Consider the following 20818-nt stretch of genomic DNA (forward strand, 5'->3'; position numbering starts at 1 on the left):
ATGTGTTAGGCATGCCGCCAGCGTTCGTTCTGAGCCAGGATCAAACTCTCAAGTTTTGTCAAAATACCTTGCGGCACGGGTAAACCCGCAGACCGCACGATACCTAACTTCGGGAGCCGATACCTGCACTTGTCAAACGTATGGTTACGTTAGGACATGTTATGGCATCGACTTGGTTACCGGTGTTCGAAGCCCAAAGACCCTCGACACCGGGCGCCGTCGCCCACATGTCCCTTCATCTAAATCAACGATGTCAAAGAACCCACCAGACAGAATTTGGCGGACAACCAGTGTTCCCCGATTTTATCTACCGGGGGACTTGGTGTCCGACTATGTTGGCGACCGGTGGAGAGGAGCGTTTCAGCCCGTCCCTGCCGGTGAACGGGCATATATGGAGGGGGTTCCTGCCCGTCAACGGGATTTTGCATTTTTTTTGAAACAAGTCGCAAACCCCCCGGAAACAGGGGACTTTGCGATTGTTGCGCGCCCCTCCAAGTTCGTCTCACCGGCGAATCAGGCGAGAGAATCGCCAGAATCGGGTCCGACTCGGCTTTCGTAAGCCAATCCTTAAGCGCCCCGGGGCTAGTTCCGATGGCAGATGAACAGCGATTCCCTCCCCGTGCCCGGGCCTGCGTCTCCGCAAGGCCAGAAGGGCGCCCGTCCCGCGCGTCCACGCGTGGCGGTGATCCTGCCTGCCTATGGAGTCGCGCATCTGCTTGGCGAGGCGCTGACTTCTCTCCAGCGCCAGACATTCACCGCGTGGGAATGCATTGTCATTGATGACGGCGCGCCGGACGATGTCGCGGGGGCCGTCGCCCCGTTCCTTGCGGATCCGCGCATCCGTTTCATGGCCACTTCCAACCGCGGCGTTTCGGCTGCTCGCAACCGGGCGATTGCCGATGCGAGCGCTCCCCTTGTCGCGCTGCTCGATGGCGACGACCTGTTTCGACCGGACTATCTCGCCAACGTCGTCCCGATCCTCGAGGGCGATCACGATGTGCGGCTGGTCACCTGCAATGCACGCATTTTCGGCGCGGTCAGGCGGCCGCGCAATTGTGTCGAGCGCGGCCAGGCCACCTCGGGCAGCCTCGCCGACGTGCTCGACCGCTCGTTCAACGTCTATATCGGCAGCACCTTCCGCCGCGCCGATTTCGAGGCGATTGGCGGGTTCGATACTCGCATGGCGCAGTCGGAAGATTTCGACTTCTGGGTGCGGCTCATGCTGCTCGGCGGCACCGCCCGCTATATCGACGCAGTGCTGGGTGAGTACCGCGTCCGCCCTGGCAGCGCCTCGGCCAATGCCGGGCGCATGCTGCTCGGCAATATCCGCGCCTATGAAAAGGCCCGCGCCGCTCTGCCGGCAGACGCCCCCGAAGTCGCGCTGCTCGATCGCCTGCTTGGCGAAAGCCGCGCCGCGCTCGCGTTCGAGCACGCCATAGACTGCATCGTCGATGGCGACACATCCCGCGGCCTCATCGAACTGCGCGGCGTACGCGATCAGGTCGGCGGCCCGGTTTGGCAGGCCGCATTCACGCTCTGGACGCTCTTTCCCGCGCTCGCCCGCCCGATGCTGCGCTGGCGGCGACGGGCTCACAGCCGCGGCGCGGTCAACTCTGCAATGTTCCCCAGCTTCCTGGAGAGCGAGGGATGACCCGGACCGACCGCCTCATCGCCGAGCTTGCAGAGCAGCCGCCGGTGATGTCGGTGCGCACCGCTGCAGCCTGGGCGCTTGTTTCGCAATACACCTCCTTCGCGCTCCAGTTCGTCACCAGCATCGTGCTCGCGCGCTGGTTCATAACGCCCGCAGAGCTCGGCCTTTTCTCGATCGCCTTTGCAGCCGTCACGCTCGTCGCTTTCCTCCAGGACTTCGGCGTCACCCGCTACATCAACGGCGAGCGCGAGCTGACGGCGGACAAGCTCCATACCGCCTTCACCATCTCGGTCGTCTTCGCCTGGGGCATCGCGTTTCTCGCGATTCTTGCCTCGGGTCCGATTGCGGCCTTCTATCATGATCCCGCTATGCGACCGGTCGCGCTGGTTATCGCCTGCTCCTACCTCCTCGTGCCGCTTGCCATTGTGCCGCAGGCGACCTGCCAGCGCCGCATGGACTATCAGTCGAACACGATGATCGAAGTCGGCTCCGCGCTCGCCAATGCCGTAACCGCGATTACGCTTGCGGTGATGGGCTACGGCGCGCTCGCGCTGGCGTGGGGGGCCTTTGCGCAGCAGGGCGCCCGCCTGGTGGTGAGCCAGTGGCGCGCCGGGCTGATGCTGCCCTGGCCGCTTCGCCTTGAAGGCGCCGCACCTGTGTTCAAGCTCGGCGGCACCAACAGCGTGCTCTCGGTGTGCTACTCGATTACCGGGCGCGCGCCCGAACTCGTCATCGGCCGCCTTATCGACAATGCCGCTGTCGGCCTTTTCGCCCGCGCCTCGGGCCTCGCGCTGCAATTGCGCCTGCTCGTCGCAGGTGCGGTAACGGGTGTGTTCTACCCCGCCTTCCGCCGCGTGCGCGACAACGGCGAGCCGCTTGGGCCTCCTTACTTGCGCGTGGTCGCGGCCTATACCGGCGTCACCTGGCCGGCGATGGCGGGCATCGCGGTGTTGGCCGAGCCGATCATCCACCTCCTTTACGGGGAACGCTGGATCGCCGCAGCCCCGCTGCTGGGCTGGGTCGCGCTTTCCCAGCTCTGCTATGTCGCCCTGCCGCTCAACAGCGATCTGCCGCTGCTGCTGGACCGGATGCGGAGCCTTATCCGCCGCAACGTGATCGAAACCGCCGCCTCGATCCTGCTGCTGGCGCTCTCCGCCCCCTTTGGCCTGATCTGGGTGGCGATCTCGCGCTTTGCCCATGGCATCATCTTCATGGGCATCTATGCGCCGCTCATGCAAGACATGCTGGGCTTTCGCTGGCGTGATCTGGCGTTGATCTATCTGCGCAGTCTGCTCGTCACGGCCGCCGCCGTTGCCCCGGCGCTGGCCAGTTATGCCCTGTGGCAGCCTGCGGCCGAGGCGGGGGCGCTGCAGATGCTGACGACCTCCGGGCTTGGCGTGCTGTGCTGGCTCGTCACGCTGCGCCTTGCCGGGCACCCCCTGTTCGGCGAAATCATCGGCCTCCTCAGCGAAATCGTGATGAGCTTGCGCCAGCGCCGCGCCCAGCCTGCCGTCACCTGACCCCATTACGGCCCGAGCGCTGAACACTGATAGGCACAGCGCTCCGAAAGGCGTATGAAGCTTACTCAGGAGATGGAAGCCATGGCCCTTACGCCAATTCTCGCCTCCGGCGCGCTGGCGCTGGCCGCGCCCGCAGCCCTGCCAGCCGCCGTGCCCCCCGCAGGCGATGCCGCCACGGCCGTCGATGTCGTGCGCACCGATATAGACCGGCACGACCGCATGACCGTGCCCGTTCGCATCGGCCACCAAGGGGGTTCGGCGGGGCCTTTCGATTTCCTCGTCGATACCGGCGCCGAGCGCACCGTGCTTGCGCGCGACATCGCCCAGCGCCTGCGCCTGCCCACGTCCGGCCAGGGCCTCCTCATCGGCATAGCCGGCACGCAGAGTGTCGATCTGGTCGAGATAGAGGAGATCAACCTCGGCCGCCGCAGCTTCTACGGTCTCACCGCACCGCTGCTCGAAGGCTACAATATCGGCGCCGACGGGATCATCGGGCTCGACAGCCTGCAAGACCAGCGTGTGCTCCTCGATTTCGACAAGAAGCGCATGTCCATTGGCGATGCCATGCAGCTCGGCGGCAGCCGCGGTTTCGAGATCGTCGTTCAGGCTCGCCGCCGTTCCGGCCAGCTGATCATGACCAACGCGGTGATCGACGGCGTGCGCACCGATATCGTCATCGACACCGGCTCCGACACCTCGATCGGCAACCGCGCACTGCAAAAGGCGCTGGCCAAGCGCCGCAAGGGCGAGACCACACAGCTCCAGTCCGTCACCGGCCAGGTCATCACCGCTGATATCGCCATGGCCCGCACCTTGAAGCTCGGCACGATGACGATGAGCAACTCGATGATGGTCTTTGCCGATACCCCGGCCTTCGAGAAGCTCGAACTGGTCAAGCGCCCCGCGCTGTTCATGGGCATGAACCAGCTCAAACTGTTCCACCGCGTCGCCATCGATTTTGCGACCAAGCGGATACTCTTCGACCTGCCCAGCAGTGCGGAAATCCCTTTCCGGTTCTGAGGTCTGGGCCCGGCTCCCGCCACCAGGTCGCCGCCCACAAATCTGCTCACGCTGAGCCAGTCGAAGAGCGCTGCCGCACGCGCCGCGCCAGCATGGTTCGACAACCGCACCATGAGCGGGCTGGGTGAGAGTTCTCAAGGTAGCAGCATCAAGACTGGCGAAACGCGCCAAACCCCCTATCTGGGGGAAATGCCGCCAGATACCGCTACCGATCCGAACGCTCGCCACGATGGATGGCTGACGCTCAAGCGCTTCCTCCCCTACCTTTGGCCGAAGGACAATCCGGCGCTGCGCTGGCGCATTGTCGTCGCCAGCGCGCTGATCCTGCTCTCGACCGGCACCCAGCTTGCGCTGCCCTATCTGCTGAAGTGGGCGGTTGATGCGATGAACACCGGCCCGGGCTTCGTCGCCGGCCAGCGCTTGCCTGCATTCGTGATGCTCACCGTCCTCGCATACGCTGCCGGCCGACTCCTCGGTGTCGTGTTCGACAACTTGCGCAACATCGTGTTCGAGCGCGTCGGACAGGACGCGACCCGGGCGCTCGCCGAAAACGTCTTCGCCCGCCTCCACCGACTCTCGCTCAGGTTCCACCTCGCCCGCCGCACCGGTGAGGTCACCAAAGTGATCGAGCGCGGGACCAAGAGCATCGACACGATGCTCTACTTCATGCTGTTCAACATCGCGCCGACGATCCTGCAGCTGATCGTGGTCGCGATCATCTTCTATTTCACGTTCGGCTGGGGGCTCGTTGCCGCCACCGCCGTCGCTGTCGTCGCCTATATCTGGGTCACCCGCGCGATCACCGAATGGCGCAGCCACTTGCGCGAACGCATGAACCGGCTCGACGGGCAGGCGCTCAGCCGCGCGGTCGATTCGCTGCTCAACTACGAGACGGTGAAATACTTCGGCGCCGAAGCGCGCGAACAGGAGCGCTACGCCCGCGCCACCCGCGCCTATGCCGATGCTGCCGTCGCCAGCGAAAACAGCCTCGGCCTGCTCAACATCGCCCAGGCCTTCGTGGTCAACCTGCTCATGGCCGGCGCGCTCGCCTATACCGCGTGGGGCTGGTCGAAGGGCTGGTACACCGCAGGCCAGCTCGTCTTCGTGCAGACCTACCTCACCCAGCTGTTCCGCCCGCTCGACATGCTCGGCATGGTCTACCGCACGATCCGCCAGGGCCTGATCGACATGGCCGAGATGTTCCGCCTTATCGATACCGAAGTCGAAGTGGCCGATGCCCCCGGCGCGCCCGCGCTCGTGATCCGGCAGCCGAGCGTGGTCTTCGACAATGTCCTGTTCGGCTATGACCGCGACCGCACGATCCTCCACGGCCTCTCGTTCGAAGTGCCCGCCGGCAACCGCGTCGCCATCGTCGGCCCATCTGGCGCAGGCAAGAGCACCATCGCGCGCCTGCTATTCCGCTTCTATGATCCGTGGTCGGGCCGCATCCTGATCGACGGGCAGGATATCGCCAAAGTCACGCAGACCTCCCTGCGCGCCGCGCTCGGTATCGTCCCGCAAGACTCGGTGCTGTTCAACGATACCATCGGCTACAACATCGCCTATGGCCGCGAGGGCGCAACAACCGAGGACGTCGAGGCCGCCGTGCGCGGCGCGGCGATCACCGATCTCCTATCGCGCCTGCCCAAGGGCCTCGAAACCGAAGTCGGCGAACGCGGCCTCAAGCTTTCGGGCGGCGAAAAGCAGCGCGTCGCCATCGCCCGCACGCTGGTGAAAAACCCGCCGATCGTCCTGTTCGACGAAGCCACCAGCGCGCTCGACACCCGCACCGAGCAGGATATCCTCACCACCATGCGCGGCGTGGCAGACCAGCGCACCACCATCTCGATCGCGCACCGCCTCTCGACCATCGCCGATTCCGACCGCATCCTCGTGCTCGATCAGGGGCGGCTGGCGGAAAGCGGCAATCACACCGAACTGCTGCGCCGCGACGGACTCTACGCCGAAATGTGGAACCGGCAGGCCGCCGAAAGCGAAGATCTCAGCGAAGCCGCGGAGTGACGGGGATATCAAAGTGAAGCACTTCCTCGCGCTGCCCAAGCTTCTCATAGAGGGCGATGGCGGGGAGGTCCTCGTAGTCCGCCTGAACAAACGCGACATGACCACCGCCCGCGTTTGCAATGACGCAAAACGCATCGATCAGAGCCGTGGCAACACCCCGGCGGCGCATCGCGTCCGCCACACCAAGATCGTAAATGTAGAACTCGCTGCGGGCCTGTTCAAACTTTGCAAGCTCGTAACCCACAAGGGCGCCGGCCAGCCCCTGTCCGCTATCGGCCACAAGCGCCACGAACTCCCTGCGCGCTAACAGGCGAGCAAGATAGGCATCGTCGGGCGGCGTGCTCGCGTAGCTCTCCGGGTCGTCAAACACTTGCGCAAACAAGATGTTGACCGCCCGCAGCGTGGATCCATCGCAAGTTTGCAGCCGCCTGACGGAGACCGCGGTCACTTCACCACATCCGCCTCATGCCACACCACCGCCTGCGCCGCCTTCATGCAACCCGCTTCCTCGTCCCACGTGATCGAGGGCGAGCCATAAAGCCGCCAGCCCTGCTCCAGCGCTTCGGAAACCCGGTCGCAAAACGCGCGGTCATCCTTTCCGGTGAGGAGGCGGTAGATCGGGCGGTCTTCGGGGGTGGTGTACATGCCTGACCTATAGGGCAAGGCCATCCAGCCTGCATCACCATTCCTTGCAAAGCGCGCCGGTTCGTTCACCTTGCGCGGTCAGACGGGGAGCACAATGACGGTTCGGGCAACAAGCGAGCAAAACGGCGAACTCTTCGGCCAGCCCAAGGGCCTATGGGTCCTCGCCGGCACTGAACTGTGGGACCGCGTCTCGTTCCACGGCATGGTCGCCATGCTGGTGCTCTACATGACCGGCGACCTGCTGCTCGATCCTGCCCGCGTCGCCACGGTGATCGGCTTCCCGGCCTTCCGCGCCTTCCTCGAAAGCACCTCCGGCCCGCTCGGCCCCCAGGCGCTCGCGCTCCAGACCTTCGGCTACTACTACGCCTGCGTAACCGGCTTTCCCCTGCTTGGCGGCTGGATCGGCGACCGCATCACGGGCCGCAAGATTGCCGTCGGCAGCGGGGCGGCGATGATGACCATGGGCCACTTCGCCCTCGCCTTCGACCGCACGTTCCTCATCGCGCTCGTCCTCCTCATGTGCGGCGCAGGCCTCCTTCGCGGCAATCTCTCGGCGCAAGTCAAATCGCTCTACGCCGACGGCGACCCTCGCGAGGTCAACGCATTCCAGTACTACTATCTCGGCATCAATATCGGCGCCTCCGCCGCGCCGATCCTCAGCGGCAGCGTTGCGGCGATCTGGGGCTGGCATGCGGGCTTTGCGGTGGCGGGCTTCGGCATGCTGATCGGCCTCATGGTCTATCTCGGCGGCCAGGTCTGGCTTCCCGCCGAACAGCAGCACGCGCCCGCGCCCTCGGGCAAACGCCCGCCGCTGACCCCCGGAGAGCGCCGCCGCGTCCTCGGCCTGCTCCTGATCTGGCCGATGGTTGTGGGATACTGGATTGCGCAAGCCCAGATCTGGAACGTCTACAACATCTGGCTGCGCGACAGCGTGGACCTCGATGTGGGCGGCTTCACCGTCCCCGTCCCATGGTTCCAGTCGCTCGACGGCCTCGCGCCCGCGCTGTTCATCCCGCTCGTGCTGTGGATCTGGGCCCAGCAAGCCAAGCGCGGACGCGAACCCGATGTGCTCACCAAGCTGGCCATCGGCAGCATCATCTTCGGGCTCAGCGTCGCTCTGCTCGCGGCCGGACCGCTCCTCGCCAATATGGGCGGCCGCGCACCGATCGCACTCCCGCTGCTGTTCCATATCACATCAAACTTCGGCGCGATGTACTACGCCCCCGTGATCCTCGGCCTCTACGGCACCCGCGCCCCACAAAGCTTGCGCGGCACGCTGGTCGGCATCTGCATGCTCGCTGTAGCAGCCGGAAGCCTCATCAGCGGCTGGATGGGCGGGCTGTACGAAAGCATGGGCCCCGCCGGCTTCTGGCTGCTCAACGCCGCCATCTGCACCGGTGCGGGCCTTGGCATCCTGCTCGCCACACCGGTGCTGGGCCAACTGCTGGCGCAGGACGAAGCCTAGAGGATATACTTCGACAGGTCGGTATTCCCAGCCAACCCCGCCAGCTTGTCCGCCACATAGGCCGCATCGATCGTCACCGTCGTGCCGCGCCGATCCTCGGCCTCGAAGCTCACCTCTTCCAGCAGCTTCTCCATAACCGTCTGCAGCCGCCGCGCGCCGATGTTCTCGACGCTCTCGTTCACTTGCGCCGCGGTCCGCGCCACCGCGCGGATCGCATCGGGGGTGAAGTCCACCGTCACCTGCTCGGTGCCCAGAAGCGCCCGGTACTGCTCGACGAGGTTGGCCCGCGTCGAGGAGAGGATATGCACGAAGTCATCTTCGGAGAGCGCCGAAAGCTCCACCCGGATCGGCAAGCGCCCCTGCAATTCGGGCAGCATGTCGCTGGGCTTCGCCACATGGAACGCACCCGAGGCGATGAACAGCACGTGGTCTGTCTTCATCGGCCCGTACTTGGTCGCGACCGTCGTGCCCTCGATCAGCGGCAGCAGATCGCGCTGCACGCCCTCGCGGCTCACCGAACCGCCGCGCACGTCGCTGACGGCAATCTTGTCGATCTCGTCGATGAACACGATGCCGTTGGTCTCGGCATTGATCAGCGCCGCGCGCGCGACGTCGTCCTGATCCATCCGCTTCTCGGCCTCTTCGTCGACCAGCTTGTCCCAGGCATCCGCCACCCGCAGCTTGCGCCGCTTCAAGGGCTTCTGACCGAAGGCTTTGCCCATCATCTCGGAGAGGTTGATCATGCCGACCCCGCCGCCCATGCCCGGAATCTCCATAGGCTTGGACGGCGTGTCCTCCACCTCGATCTCGACCTCGACGTCGTTCATCGAGCCTTCGCCGATCCGCTGGCGAAAGCTTTCGCGCGTCGCCTCGCTGGCGCCATCGCCCACCAGCGCCTTCAGCAGCCGGTCCATCGCCGCCTTGCTCGCCGCCTCGCGCACGGCCTCGCGCCGCCGCTCCTTCTCGAGCCGCACCGCTTCTTCCACCAGATCGCGCGCGATCTGCTCCACATCGCGGCCGACGTAGCCAACCTCGGTGAACTTGGTCGCCTCGACCTTCACGAACGGCGCTTCTGCCAGCTTCGCCAGCCGGCGGCTGATCTCGGTCTTGCCGCAGCCCGTCGGCCCGATCATCAGGATGTTCTTCGGCGTCACCTCGTCGCGGAGTTCGGGCGACAGCTTCTGCCGCCGCCAGCGATTGCGCAGCGCGACGGCCACCGCCCGCTTCGCATCGGCCTGGCCGACAATATGCGCATCAAGCGCGGCAACAATGGCTTTGGGGGTAAGGCTTTCAATCATGGATTCTCTCACTCCCCTCCCGCTTGCGGGAGGGGTTGGGGGTGGGCAGGCGCGCAGTCGCGCACTCAGATCTCTTCCAGCGTCACGCGGTCATTGGTGAAGACGCACACCTCGGCCGCCACCTGCATGGCCCGCCGCGCGATCTTTTCCGCATCGTCCTCATAAGGATCGAGCGCCTTGGCCGCGGCCAGCGCATAGTTCCCGCCCGAGCCGATTGCCGCGATTCCGCCTTCGGGCTCCAGCACATCGCCGTTGCCGGTCAGGATCAGCATCGTCTCGGCATCCGCGACGATCATCAGCGCTTCGAGATTGCGCAGGTACTTGTCGGTCCGCCAGTCCTTGGCGAGTTCCACCGCGGCGCGCATCAGTTGGCCGCGGTGCTGCTCCAGCTTGCGCTCCAGCCGCTCGAACAGGGTGAAGGCATCCGCAGTCGCACCCGCGAACCCGGCGATGACCTTGCCTCGCCCTGCTTCATCCAAAGCGCCAATACGCCGCACTTTGCGCGCATTGGGCTTCATCACGGTGTTGCCCATGGAAACCTGCCCGTCACCGGCAATGACGGTGCGGCCGTTCTTCCTGACGCCGATGATCGTGGTGCCGTGCCACTGTACGAGCCCGTGGGCCGAATGTGTGTCGTTCATGAGCCCGATATGGGGGGCACAAAACGCGGTTCAAGCGGGCGCGCTCAGCTCCCGTTCGGGCCCGAACCGCCCGGCGCGCCACCCGGCCCGCCCGCCTGGCCCGGAATCGCACCGACAGAGCCGATATTGCCGAACAGGTCTTCGAAGAAGCTGCGCGTGCGGCCAAGCGTCGGCGTCTTGTGGCCATCGGGGTTGAGCGAGACGACTTTCTCCATCCCGCGCCGCTCCACGCTCGCCACGTTGCCCTTGGCGTCGAAGCTCACCATCAGCACGTTTTGCGCGCCGGTCGCGGGCCGCTTGAACGGCCGCTGCTTCGTGTCGATGGAGACATAGTACCAGATCTGCTTGCCGAACTCGCTCTTGAAGGTCGGCTGGCCAAGCGCGCGCTCGACCGAAAGGCGGTTGTCGATGCCCGGCTGCACCGAACCCGTCAGCGCCGGGTCGATCAGATAGCCGCGGTGGTCCTTGATGCTGGCACAGCCGCTCGCCATCAGCGCCAGCCCGCCCAGCACTGCCGCCGCACGCAGTCCCTTGATCCCGCCATTCCCTCGCATGCGTCACTCCGACTTCATCAGGCGCCCGGCCCGGCCTCTCGCCGTGCCCGATCGGGGCGTTTGCCAATTGGCAAGCGGACCCTATATCGCCACTGATCGCCTCGTGCCTTAAGGCGCACAAGGCATTCCTGCAATGGCGCTCCGGCTCTTTCCCTGTGCTGAACCGCGCCGCTCATTCGAGAAGGACGTACCCTCATGTCATTCCTCGCCCGCTTGTTCGGCGCCCGGCAGGATGATCGCGACACTGTGCGCGAGCTCTGGCACCGCACGGTCGCCATCGCGCGCGAGAAGGAATGGTATCGCGACTGCGGCGTCACCGACTCGCTCGCGGGCCGCTTCGACATGATCACACTTGTCCTCTCGCTCGTCATGCTGCGCATGGAACGCGAAGAGGCACTGATCGCCCCCAGCGCGCACCTCACCGAACTGTTTGTCGAGGATATGGACGGCCAGCTGCGCGAACAAGGCGTCGGCGATGTCGTCGTCGGCAAGCATATCGGCAAGCTCATGGGCACACTCGGCGGCCGCCTTGGGGCCTACCGTGAAGGCCTTGCCGGCGGCGAGGATGCGATGGCTGAGGCTGTGCGCCGCAATGTCACGCTCACCTCGGGCGCCGATCCGCTCTTCGTCGCCCAGCGCGCCCGCGCCTTTGCTGCCGGCCTTGCGCTCGTGCCGGGCTACCGCGTGCTGGCAGGAGAAATCGGGAGATGATCACACCCGGCGCCGCGCCAGAGTACAGCGTCATGGTCGATCTGCGCCAGATCACCGATGCGCCGCTCATGCTCGAACCCGATGAGGCCGCCCGCGAACGCCTCGCCGCCCGCTTCGCCATTACGGCCATTCCCGCGATGCAGGCCACGGTCCAGCTCCTGCGCGAAGGCGAGCGCGTCACCGCCAGCGGCCGCCTCACCGCCGACGTGATCCAGGCCTGCCGCGTCTCGGCCGAGGATTTCCCGGTCCATATCGACGAGCAGGTCCACCTGCGCTTCGTCCCCCCGGGAGGCGCAACGATCCCCGACGAGGAGATCGAACTCACCGCCGAAGACTGCGACGAGATCGTCTATGAAGGTACCGCCTTCGATCTCGGCGAAGCCCTCGCCCAGACCCTGGCACTCGCCATCGATCCTTTCGCCGAAGGCCCGAACGCCGAGAAGTTCCGCGCCGAGCACGGCCTAAACGATGAAGCCCCCACCGGCCCCTTCGCCGCCCTCGCCGCGCTGAAGAAGCAGGACTGATGCGCCCGCCCCAGATCAATCCTCCCCGTTTTCACGAAGCGCAAATGGCGAGGAGGACCGCCAGCGCGGCGGGTGGTGGAGGGGTAAATCCCGCCCTTTCAGCGTTGCAGAAGGCCGTAACACCATGACCGATCGCGCCCCGCAGCACGGCCCCCGCACCGGCCACCGCGATCTGACGCAGGGGCCCATACTTTCCACCCTGCTCATCTTCTCCGCGCCCACGCTCGCCTCGAACATCCTCCAAGCGCTCAACGGCTCGGTCAATTCGATCTGGGTGGGCCGCCTCCTGGGCGATAGTGCACTTGCCGCCACCGCGAACGCCAACGTCGTGATGTTCCTGCTCTTCGCCGCCGTGTTCGGCTTCGGCATGGCCGCCACCGTCAAGGTCGGCCAGGCCTTCGGCGCGGGCAATACCGATGCCGCGCGCCGCACGTTCGGCACTGCCATCGGCCTTTGCGTCGGCCTCTCGCTTGTGCTTGGGCCGCTGGGCTGGATCTTCACCCCGCATCTCCTCACGCTGATGCGCACCCCGCCCGAAATCTTCGCTTTCGCGCTCACTTACCTGCGCCTGATCTTCGTTGCGATGCCCGCCTCGACAATCACCGTGATCGTCGGGATGGGCCTCCGCGGCGCCGGCGACGCGCAGACCTCGCTGCGTTTCATGGTTGTTTCGGTCGTGCTCGACATAGCGCTCAACCCGCTGCTGATCGCCGGCTTCGGCCCGATCCCGCCGCTCGGCATCGCCGGCTCCGCGCTCGCCACCGCGATCGCCTCTTACGCCGCGATGCTCGGCCTTGTGGTCTATGTCTACGCAAGGAACCTCCCGCTGCGCCTGCGCGGCCGCGAACTTGCCTACCTCATCCCCCACGCCGCAGAGCTGCGCTACATCCTGATCAAGGGCCTCCCCATGGGCGCGCAGATGCTGATGATCTCGGCCTCGGGCCTCATCATGATCGGCCTCGTCAACCAGGAAGGCGCCATGCTGAGCGCGGCCTACGGCGCCTCGCTGCAAGTCTGGACCTACCTCCAGATGCCCGCCATGGCGATCTCCGCCGCGCTCAGCGCGATGGCTGCGCAGACCATCGGCGCGGGCCTCGCAAGCCGCCTAGGCAAGATCACCCGGGCCGGGCTCATCCTCAATATCTCGATCACCGGCACGCTCACGCTCCTGCTCCTCGCCTTCGATCGCCCGGTGCTGACGCTGTTCCTCGGTCCCACCAGCCCCGCGGTGGATGCCGCCCGCCACATCCAGTTCCTCGCCAGCTGGAGCTACGTGCTCTTCGGCATGACCATCGTCCTGTTCGGCACGATGCGCGCCGGCGGCGTGGTGCTCGTTCCCATCGCCGTTCTCGGTATCGCGATGTACCCCGTCCGCCTCGGCTTCTACGCCGCCGCCTACCCCGCACTCGGCCCCGACGCGCTTTGGCTCTCCTTCCCCGTCGGCTCCGCCGCCGCCGTCCTCATGGCCACAATCGCCTACCGCCGCCCCGGCTGGCGCCAGAAGGCCCGCGTGGTCGATCAGGACGAATGCAGCGAGGAATCACAGGCCGATGGGGATTGCTCGGGGCGGATGGCACCTGCGCTTTGAAGGTGTTTAGGCACCCCGCAGGCAGGAGGCGAAATCATGGCGCTCGCTGAAATTTCCGCAGAAACACCATTGCTCGATCCATTGCTGCGGACTGGATGGCGGCCAAATCGCTGACATTTATCTGCGATCGCTTTGAGTCGGGAAAGATGATGTACCCGACAGAGGGCAAACCTCGGCCTGAACCACCCCCGACAAGCTTTTTGCAGGGCACCTGATTGGCGACGACACACTGCGGATTCCCAAGATCCTCGTGCATCCGAAGACTTCCCTCTCCCAGCCGGAAACCTGGCCCTTGGTCTGCAACAATATCGGCAGAACATTTGTTACCCCTGACTGCGATGTTGAGATCACCAGTCGTTACGCCTGCATCCGTAGAAAAGGATACGCCCGCTCGATTTAGAGGAATAACAATGAAAGGCACTGCCTCTGCATCAACTGATTTACCAGTATCATCCCATTTCAGACTAGTCTCTGGTTGATTTGTTCCGGTCGCACTTTGAGAGAGCGGCGAGCCATCCGCATCAACCGATGCTTTTGAAATGAAAACGATCGTGCCGTCTGGAAACTTCCAGATTCCTTTCACCATGTTGGGATCGGTTGAGCATTTACGCCTTTTGGGCGGATTACCGTATTTCGGCAACGGCTTTCCATTAAATGTGTTTAATTTATCACAAACATCGTAGAGTTTTTTGTAGGTTTTCCCGGCGGCACCGCTGGCCTTTAGTTGTATCGCTTGGGCTGTATCGAGATTTTTGAACAGCCCGCCCAATTCAATACAATCGGTCGCTTGCGCCGGAGAACCGCTTACCATTAAGACAGTTCCCACAACTGCGGAAAAAAGGCCACGAATCATTAGGACCTCCCTGATTTTTTTCAGAATAGGCCTGATCGGGTTCGAAATCAATTCTGCGTAGGAGCCGAACTGGCAAAACAAACCGTTGCTTTTGCACTAGGCTGCTCTCTCACCATTCAGAAACGCCGCGCTATGATGAATTCTCAATCGTGGGCACGCCGAAACAAACCCATGATAATGCCACCTACCGCGACTGCGCCCGCCAGCGCTGCACCGTGCGCTCCACGGCCATTTCCTCACCGCCAGAACGCCCCCACAGTTCGGAGAACGACGGGTCGGCCGAGGCCGGACGCAGCGCCTGCGCAAGTTCGTCGAAAGCGACGCGGATCGGGATCGAGACGCCTTCACCGCAAATGATGCATTCCCGGTTGCGCAGCGCCGGGATCGAATCGAGGAAGCCGCGCGCTCCTTCGGGCATTGCCGCCTTAACGAAGGCCTGGTCGCGCTCGTTGTTGAGGCGCATGGCAATGATCGTGCCGCACTGGCTGAGCACGCCTTCGGCAAGGTCGGACGGGCGCTGCGTGATGAGGCCAAGCGAAACGCCGTACTTGCGGCCTTCCTTGGCGATGCGCGAAAGGATGCGGCCAACCGAGGAACCGTCGGTGTTCTTCTCCGCCGGCACGTAGCGATGCGCTTCCTCGCAGACCAGCAGGATCGGGCGGGTTTCCTCGTCGCGCGACCAGATCGCGTAGTCGAAAACGAGGCGCGAGAGCACCGCGACCACGGTGGACGTGACTTCGGAAGGCACGCCCGAGACGTCGATGATCGAGATCGGCTTGCCGTGCGAGGGCAGGCGGAAGACGCGGCCGATGAACTCGGCCATGGTATCGCCCACCAGCATGCCGGAGAACATGAACTGATACCGCGGATCGCCGCGCAGTTCCTCGATCTTGGTCTTGATGCGCTGATAGGGGACCGAGGTGTGGCCCTTGTCGAGCCGGCCCATCTCGTTCTGAAGAATGTTGATCAGCTCGGAGAGCAGATAGGGGATCGGCGAATCGACGGTGATCTTGCCGATCTGTTCGGCGAGCCGGTTCTTGTGCCGTGCTTGCAGCAGGCACTTCGCGAGGATGTCCGAATCGATCTGGCGGTCTGTGCCGGTCGAGGTGAGGAAGACCTCGCAGTGCTCCTCGAAATTCATCAGCCAGTAGGGCATGTTGAGGTTCGAGACGTCGAGCAGATGACCGGTGTTGCGGAAGGCCTGCATGTACTCGCCGTGCGGGTCGATCATCACGATGTGACCCTCGGGCGCCAGTTCGCAGATGCGGTGCAGAATGAGCGCCGCGCTGGTCGATTTGCCGGTGCCGGTCGAACCGAGCAGCGCGAAGTGCTTGCCCAGCAGCGCATCTACATAGAGCCCGGCGCGGATGTCGCGCGTGGGGAACACGGTGCCGATGGTGATATTCGTGCGCCCGTCCGAGGCGTAGATCTGGCGAAGGTCGGTGCTGGTTGCAGGATAGATCGGCGAGCCCGGGACAGGATAGCGCGTCACACCGCGGCGGAAACCGTAGATCTTGCCGGTCAGGCGCTCCTCGTCGCCCTCGCCAAGGAAGTCGACCTGCGCAATGATCACGCCGTCGTTGCCTGCGCTCATGTCCTGGCGCTGGGTGCGCACGCTGGCAAGCAGCCAGCCGCCACCGACGCGGATCTTGAGCTGGCTGCCGACTTGCCCAGCCAGCGAGATCGAGGGGTCGCCGTCGACCATGCATTCCTCGAGCCGGGTGAGATCGAGCGCGATCGAACTGCCCGCGCCCGAAACATCGAGCACGTAGCCGATGGGCCGGCGGGCGTTGTCGGCAGCGGCTGCCCGGGGCGTTCCCCGCACATCCGTTGTCACTGCCGGGCGCGCACCGTTTGCCGCGAGGTCGGCGGGCGTTGCCCTGCCTGCACTCTCTAGGCCATTGATGCTCATATCCGTCATCGCCACCTGATCCCTGCCCTGAACGGCATTGCTGAGATCAGACCTAACCTTCGACGGTTAAAAACTGGCTAATCATCCGGAATGGTCCCTGAGCCATACCAAGCCAAGCGCCGCATTTTCCGCCGCTGTTCAGACGAGCGCGAAGAGCCGGCCGGCGATCCATCCCATGGTCACGGAAACGAGCACGGCAAAGAGCCCGTAGAGGAACCCGTTGCGCTCGGCATTGTAGGCCACCAGCCGCTCGAAGCCTTCCTTGCGCACCGTCACGCGCGAAATTGCGGAGGCCACCACGCGCCCGTCGCGCACCGCGAAAGTCTCGGCGGTATATGTGCCCGTCTGTACGCTCGAGGGCAGCGAAATGCGCGCCTGGTAGAGCACCTGGCCGCTGATTTTCACCGCAGTCTCGTTCTGCTGGTAGAGCCCCTGCCGGCGCATGAGATCAACAAGACCATCCGAAAAGCGCTGCTGCTCGGTCGGATCGATCACACCCACCGGCGAGAGCTGCAGCCATTTGAGCCCCATCTCGTAGATCGCCGCGGTCTTGCCATCGACCAGTTGTGCGATCGGGCGCGATGAGGCCAGCGCATAGAAGCTGGGCGCAGAGCGGAATTCGGTTCCGCTGGCGTTGACCCAGATGCCCGCCACCTTGCGCTTCTCGCGCACCACGATCGAACGCGCCGGGCCTTCGAGCAGCACGACGATATCATAATCCCCCGCCGCGCGCGCACCCTCCGGCGTCAGGATGGCGCCGAACAGCAGCAGATCGGCCCCGGTAAAGCCCTGCCGCACCTGGATTTCGTGTTGCGAGATCTCGGGCACCAGGATCGGATCGCGTGCGCCCGTGAGCAGGAGCAGCGCCAGCACCAGCGCGGCGAGGCGGCCAGGCATCATTGCGCCACCACTGTATAGATCTCGTCCGGCCGGTAGCCGAGCCCGAGCGCCATGCGCACTGCAACCGCCAGCACGATGACCGCAAGGATCAGGCGCAGTTGCTCCGGCTTCGCCTTCTGCGCGAACTGCGCACCGATCTGCGCGCCGGTAACCGAGCCGATCAGCAGCAGCACCGCCAGCACGATATCGACCGCACGCGTGGTCAGCGCATGCATCATCGTCGTCGCCATCGTCACGAACAGGATCTGGAACAGCGAAGTGCCGACAACCACACCCGCCCCCATGCCCAGAATGTAGAGCATTGCCGGCACGAGGATGAAGCCGCCGCCGATGCCCATCAGCATCGTGAGAATGCCGGTGAACACCCCCAGCAGGAGCGGGGCGAGCGGCGAGATGTAGAGCCCGGAGCGATAGAAGCGCCAGCGCAGCGGCAGGCTGGCGACGATCGGATGGTGACGCCGCTTGCGCGCCGGGAGAGGCTTGCCGCTGCGCTCGGCGCGCAGTGCGCTCAGGCTTTCATGCGCCATCAGGCTGCCGATCCCGCCGAGCATCAGCACGTAAAGGATGTTGATCACCGTATCGATCTGGCCGAGCGCCTGGAGCAGGCGGAACAGCAGGGCGCCGATCCCCGTGCCGATCACCCCACCCGCCACCAGCACCGCCCCCATCTGGTAGTCGATGCCGCCGCGCCGGGCATGGGCAAAGGCACCCGAAACGCTCGCGCCCGTCACCTGGCTCGCGGCCGAAGCCGCCGCAACGGTGGGCGGCACGCCGTAGAAGATCAGCAGCGGGGTGGTGAGAAACCCGCCGCCCACACCAAACATGCCGGACAGAAGCCCGGTCAGCACGCCAAGCGCGGCGATGACGAGGCCGTTGACCGAAAGATTGGCGATAGGGAGGTAAACATCCATCCTGCGGGCAAGGCTAGCCGGTCCGGTCCGGCTTGGGAACGCTTGGGCGCCGATTTTTCCCGATCAGAATCCCGCCGAAAGCGTCAGTGCAGGGCCAGAGCCCGGCTGGGCGCGGCCGGCCACGCGAAAGCGCCAATCGGCCCCGATGCGCACGGCCATTCGGCGCGAGGACGGGCCGAACATGGTCCTCACCTCGATCCTGGGCCCGACATCGAGCCGCGCCGCGCCGCGCTGTCCGCCGCTCCACAGGCCGCCGCCCGCGCTCAACCGGAAACCGCGCAGCGGATCGGCGATGCGGCGCTGCACTGTGGCGGCAAGGTCATAGAATGCTGTGGCATCGCGCCCGCCCGCCCAGCCGCCTTGGGCATAGAACTCTCCATCAGCGCCGAGCGGCAAGCGCAGTGGAGGCAGCTCGGTCACCGCCATGACTACTGGCCGAGCCCTTGCCGGCCCGTTGCTTTCCTGCACTCTGAGCTCGCCCATCACCGCCAGCGGCAGGTGCCGCACCGGACGCAGCATGAGCCCGAATGCACTTTCCGACTGGCGGACCGGCCCGCCCAGCGCCGCTGAAATCCGCGCGTAGGCTTGTGGACGAAGCCCACTGCCCGGGGCGAGCGCATAGCGCAGCACGGCCCCGGCCTGACTGCCGCCATAGGACGCGGCGCCCGCCGCCAGCCCCGGTGCGCTGTCCGCGCCGCGGAGCAGGACCCAGCCATCGGCAGTCCATCGGGGTCGGGAAGCCTGACTGCGCCCGGGAAGAACTTTGAGCGGGACGAACGGCGGCGGCGGGGGGCGGGTCCCCCGCGCGCGAACCTTGCCGGCACAATCCTCGCTTGCGCAGGCCGCGGCGGCAACTGCGATCGGCAAGGCCGTTCCCTCGGCAGCAGCGGCAGACGATTGCCAAGCGGTCTTTACGCCCAAGCGTTGCAGCTCATCCGGCGCGGCGAGCGAGGCAAGGCCGGCGCGGTTTGGCGCCTCATGCGGGGCAAATTGCAGCGGCACCGGCGCGGCGGTGAGCGCCGTTTCGGGCGCTGGCCGCGCGGGGCGATTGGGCCGGCGGGCCCTTGGTGGATCGGCCACCTCGGCGGCAAAGTCGGGCTCGAGCGCAATGAATGTCATCCGCACGGCAATCCACATCGCGAGGATCATCGCCAGGGCAATGACCGGTTGCCCGCGCGGACCGCTGACCCGATTTCGGGCCGGCATCGGGGGCGCCGGCCGCGTCAGCGGACTGCGGCGAGTGCTGGGTGGCTGAGATGAATGGTGTGATCCCATTTCACCTTGCCGCTGTAGAGCGAGGCCAAGTAGGCAATGATCGCGCGGCGGCCCGCCATGATCGCGATCAAGTTGGCCAGCGGCATCCGCAGCACCGCCATGATCCCCTCACCCAGCGAGTACTCGTGCGCGGTGAATACTGCGCGGAACAGGCACCGCCAGGCGAGCGCTGTGAGGTTGACGATCAGCAGCAGCCGCAGCGCGGGATCGATCGGCTGCGGACGGTAGTGGCCAGACACGGTCGCAATGAACAGCACCGAGGAGATGATCAGCAGCAGGTAGGCCGCAGCGAGCACGATCGCCGTAAGCGGGGCGCGCCGGTCACGCAGCCGCATCCACAGCTCGAGCGGACGGGCATCCCACCCCAGCCGGTCCCAGCCCTGGAACGCGATTCCATGCATCCAGCGGGTCTTCTGCCGCACCGACGAGGCAAGCCCCGCCGGGAAGAACTCGCGCGTCGCCACCAGTCGGCCCTCGGAATCGCGCGTCCGTACAAACCGGGCGGCACCGCCGATCTGGTCGACAAGCAGGCCGCATTCGTAATCCTCGGTGAGGCATTCTGCGGCAAACGGCTCGGCCGATCCGCGCTGCGCCGCGATGGCATCGATCGAGGCGCGCGAGAAGGCGCAGCCCACCCCGGCCGAAGGCAGGCCCACGCCCAGCCAGTCGCGCACCACCATGGCCTTGCCGTGCGACTCGGCAAATTCGTCGCAATAGTGCCCCGCGATCCACGGCGATCCCGCCTGCGGTTCCGGCCGGACCGGCAGCTGGACAAAATCGGCATCGTCGAGCCCGCGATCGAGCAGCGCCAGCGCAGCGGGGTGAACCATGTCCTCGGCATCGTGGAGGATCACGCTGCGCGCGCGAAAGCCGCCGCGCGCCTCGTCCTCCTCCAGCGCATGATAGAGCCGGTTGAGACAGTCGGCCTTGGTTGTGGGGCCGACACAGTCATGCACCACGATGCGCAAACGCGGATCGCTCGCCGCGCCGACCATCGCGGCGAGCGTCGCCGCGTCGTTGCGATAGCATCCGGCGTAGACCCGCAGCTCCGCCTGCGGCCAGACTTTCAGGACGTGCGCGAGCATCGTGCCGACCACTGCCGCCTCCTGCCAGGCCGGCACGAGCACTGCGGCAACCCCGCGCAAGGGCGCATTGAAATCACTCGGTGCCCGGCCGGTTCGTACCTTTCCGGTGATGCGCAACCAGAGCCAGAGAAGGTCTATGCCAAGCTCATCAAGGGCGCCCACCGCGAACCAGATCGCAGCGAAAAGAAGGAGTTCATGCTCGGCGCGGCCGAGCCACTCCAATGCCGCGTAAGACGGCGTCAT

The 20818-nt window shown here is 65.3% G+C and carries 19 protein-coding genes; 8 read left to right on the forward strand and 11 right to left on the reverse strand.

Annotated elements, in window-relative coordinates:
* The first annotated feature begins 598 nt into the window (after positions 1-598).
* The 4 genes from WCL10_RS06545 (at position 599) to WCL10_RS06560 (ending at position 6213) form a co-directional block, all read left to right on the forward strand.
* The gene (locus WCL10_RS06545) at positions 599-1651 is read left to right on the forward strand and encodes a glycosyltransferase family A protein (RefSeq protein ID WP_336894840.1); all 1053 of its coding nucleotides are present in this window, start codon (positions 599-601) and stop codon (positions 1649-1651) included.
* A complete protein-coding gene (locus WCL10_RS06550) occupies positions 1648-3171 on the forward strand; it encodes a lipopolysaccharide biosynthesis protein (RefSeq protein WP_336894841.1) in 1524 nt (507 codons plus the stop codon). The genes WCL10_RS06545 and WCL10_RS06550 overlap by 4 nt, the downstream gene beginning before the upstream one ends.
* 81 nt (positions 3172-3252) lie before the next feature.
* Positions 3253-4191 (forward strand): retroviral-like aspartic protease family protein, encoded by a 939-nt coding sequence (locus WCL10_RS06555; RefSeq protein WP_336894842.1) that lies wholly within the window; start codon positions 3253-3255, stop codon positions 4189-4191.
* A 189-nt stretch (positions 4192-4380) separates the two neighbouring features.
* Positions 4381-6213 (forward strand): ABC transporter ATP-binding protein/permease, encoded by a 1833-nt coding sequence (locus WCL10_RS06560; RefSeq protein WP_336894843.1) that lies wholly within the window; start codon positions 4381-4383, stop codon positions 6211-6213.
* Here WCL10_RS06560 and WCL10_RS06565 read toward each other — a convergent pair.
* Positions 6194-6661: an N-acetyltransferase gene (locus tag WCL10_RS06565; protein WP_336894844.1), complete on the reverse strand. Its 468-nt coding sequence runs from the start codon at positions 6659-6661 to the stop codon at positions 6194-6196. The genes WCL10_RS06560 and WCL10_RS06565 overlap by 20 nt on opposite strands.
* Positions 6658-6858, reverse strand: a complete 201-nt coding sequence (locus WCL10_RS06570; RefSeq protein WP_336894845.1) for a DUF1737 domain-containing protein — start codon at positions 6856-6858, stop codon at positions 6658-6660. The genes WCL10_RS06565 and WCL10_RS06570 overlap by 4 nt, the downstream gene beginning before the upstream one ends.
* A 94-nt stretch (positions 6859-6952) precedes the next feature.
* Between WCL10_RS06570 and WCL10_RS06575 the strand changes: the two genes are divergently transcribed.
* Positions 6953-8323: a peptide MFS transporter gene (locus WCL10_RS06575; RefSeq protein ID WP_336894846.1), complete on the forward strand. Its 1371-nt coding sequence runs from the start codon at positions 6953-6955 to the stop codon at positions 8321-8323.
* Here the strand turns inward: WCL10_RS06575 and hslU are convergent.
* The 3 genes from hslU to bamE form a co-directional block, all read right to left on the reverse strand.
* Entirely contained in the window at positions 8320-9621 is a 1302-nt protein-coding gene (hslU, locus tag WCL10_RS06580; protein WP_336894847.1) for an ATP-dependent protease ATPase subunit HslU, read from the reverse strand. The genes WCL10_RS06575 and hslU overlap by 4 nt on opposite strands.
* 65 nt (positions 9622-9686) lie before the next feature.
* On the reverse strand, positions 9687-10262 hold the full coding sequence (gene hslV / locus WCL10_RS06585) for an ATP-dependent protease subunit HslV (RefSeq protein WP_336894848.1): 576 nt from the start codon (positions 10260-10262) through the stop codon (positions 9687-9689).
* 44 nt (positions 10263-10306) lie between these two features.
* Positions 10307-10816, reverse strand: a complete 510-nt coding sequence (gene bamE, locus WCL10_RS06590; protein ID WP_336894849.1) for an outer membrane protein assembly factor BamE — start codon at positions 10814-10816, stop codon at positions 10307-10309.
* Between the two features lie 195 nt (positions 10817-11011).
* On the opposite strand from bamE, the gene WCL10_RS06595 reads away from it, so the two are divergent.
* The 3 genes from WCL10_RS06595 (at position 11012) to WCL10_RS06605 (ending at position 13639) form a co-directional block, all read left to right on the forward strand.
* On the forward strand, positions 11012-11527 hold the full coding sequence (locus WCL10_RS06595) for a ubiquinol-cytochrome C chaperone family protein (protein WP_336894850.1): 516 nt from the start codon (positions 11012-11014) through the stop codon (positions 11525-11527).
* Positions 11524-12051, forward strand: a complete 528-nt coding sequence (locus tag WCL10_RS06600; protein ID WP_336894851.1) for a DUF177 domain-containing protein — start codon at positions 11524-11526, stop codon at positions 12049-12051. The genes WCL10_RS06595 and WCL10_RS06600 overlap by 4 nt, the downstream gene beginning before the upstream one ends.
* Before the next feature lie 124 nt (positions 12052-12175).
* Positions 12176-13639, forward strand: coding sequence for an MATE family efflux transporter (locus tag WCL10_RS06605; protein WP_336894852.1), 1464 nt, complete (start codon positions 12176-12178; stop codon positions 13637-13639).
* A gap of 34 nt (positions 13640-13673) precedes the next feature.
* Here the strand turns inward: WCL10_RS06605 and WCL10_RS06610 are convergent, their stop codons facing one another.
* From WCL10_RS06610 to WCL10_RS06635, 6 genes are all read right to left on the reverse strand, one after another.
* A complete protein-coding gene (locus WCL10_RS06610) occupies positions 13674-14492 on the reverse strand; it encodes a glycoside hydrolase family 75 protein (RefSeq protein ID WP_336894853.1) in 819 nt (272 codons plus the stop codon).
* 184 nt (positions 14493-14676) lie between these two features.
* A complete protein-coding gene (locus WCL10_RS06615; RefSeq protein ID WP_336894854.1) occupies positions 14677-16413 on the reverse strand; it encodes a DUF87 domain-containing protein in 1737 nt (578 codons plus the stop codon).
* 129 nt (positions 16414-16542) lie between these two features.
* Complete coding sequence (locus WCL10_RS06620; RefSeq protein WP_336894855.1) at positions 16543-17304, reverse strand: TIGR02186 family protein; 762 nt, start codon at positions 17302-17304, stop codon at positions 16543-16545.
* A complete protein-coding gene (locus tag WCL10_RS06625) occupies positions 17301-18215 on the reverse strand; it encodes a sulfite exporter TauE/SafE family protein (protein WP_336894856.1) in 915 nt (304 codons plus the stop codon). Before WCL10_RS06625 ends, WCL10_RS06620 begins: the two co-directional genes overlap by 4 nt.
* A 63-nt stretch (positions 18216-18278) precedes the next feature.
* On the reverse strand, positions 18279-19364 hold the full coding sequence (locus WCL10_RS06630; protein ID WP_336894857.1) for a hypothetical protein: 1086 nt from the start codon (positions 19362-19364) through the stop codon (positions 18279-18281).
* A gap of 74 nt (positions 19365-19438) precedes the next feature.
* Positions 19439-20818, reverse strand: a complete 1380-nt coding sequence (locus WCL10_RS06635; protein WP_336894858.1) for a glycosyl transferase family protein — start codon at positions 20816-20818, stop codon at positions 19439-19441.

It is taken from the genome of Novosphingobium sp. (assembly GCF_037133355.1).
In the GTDB taxonomy this organism is placed as follows: domain Bacteria; phylum Pseudomonadota; class Alphaproteobacteria; order Sphingomonadales; family Sphingomonadaceae; genus Novosphingobium.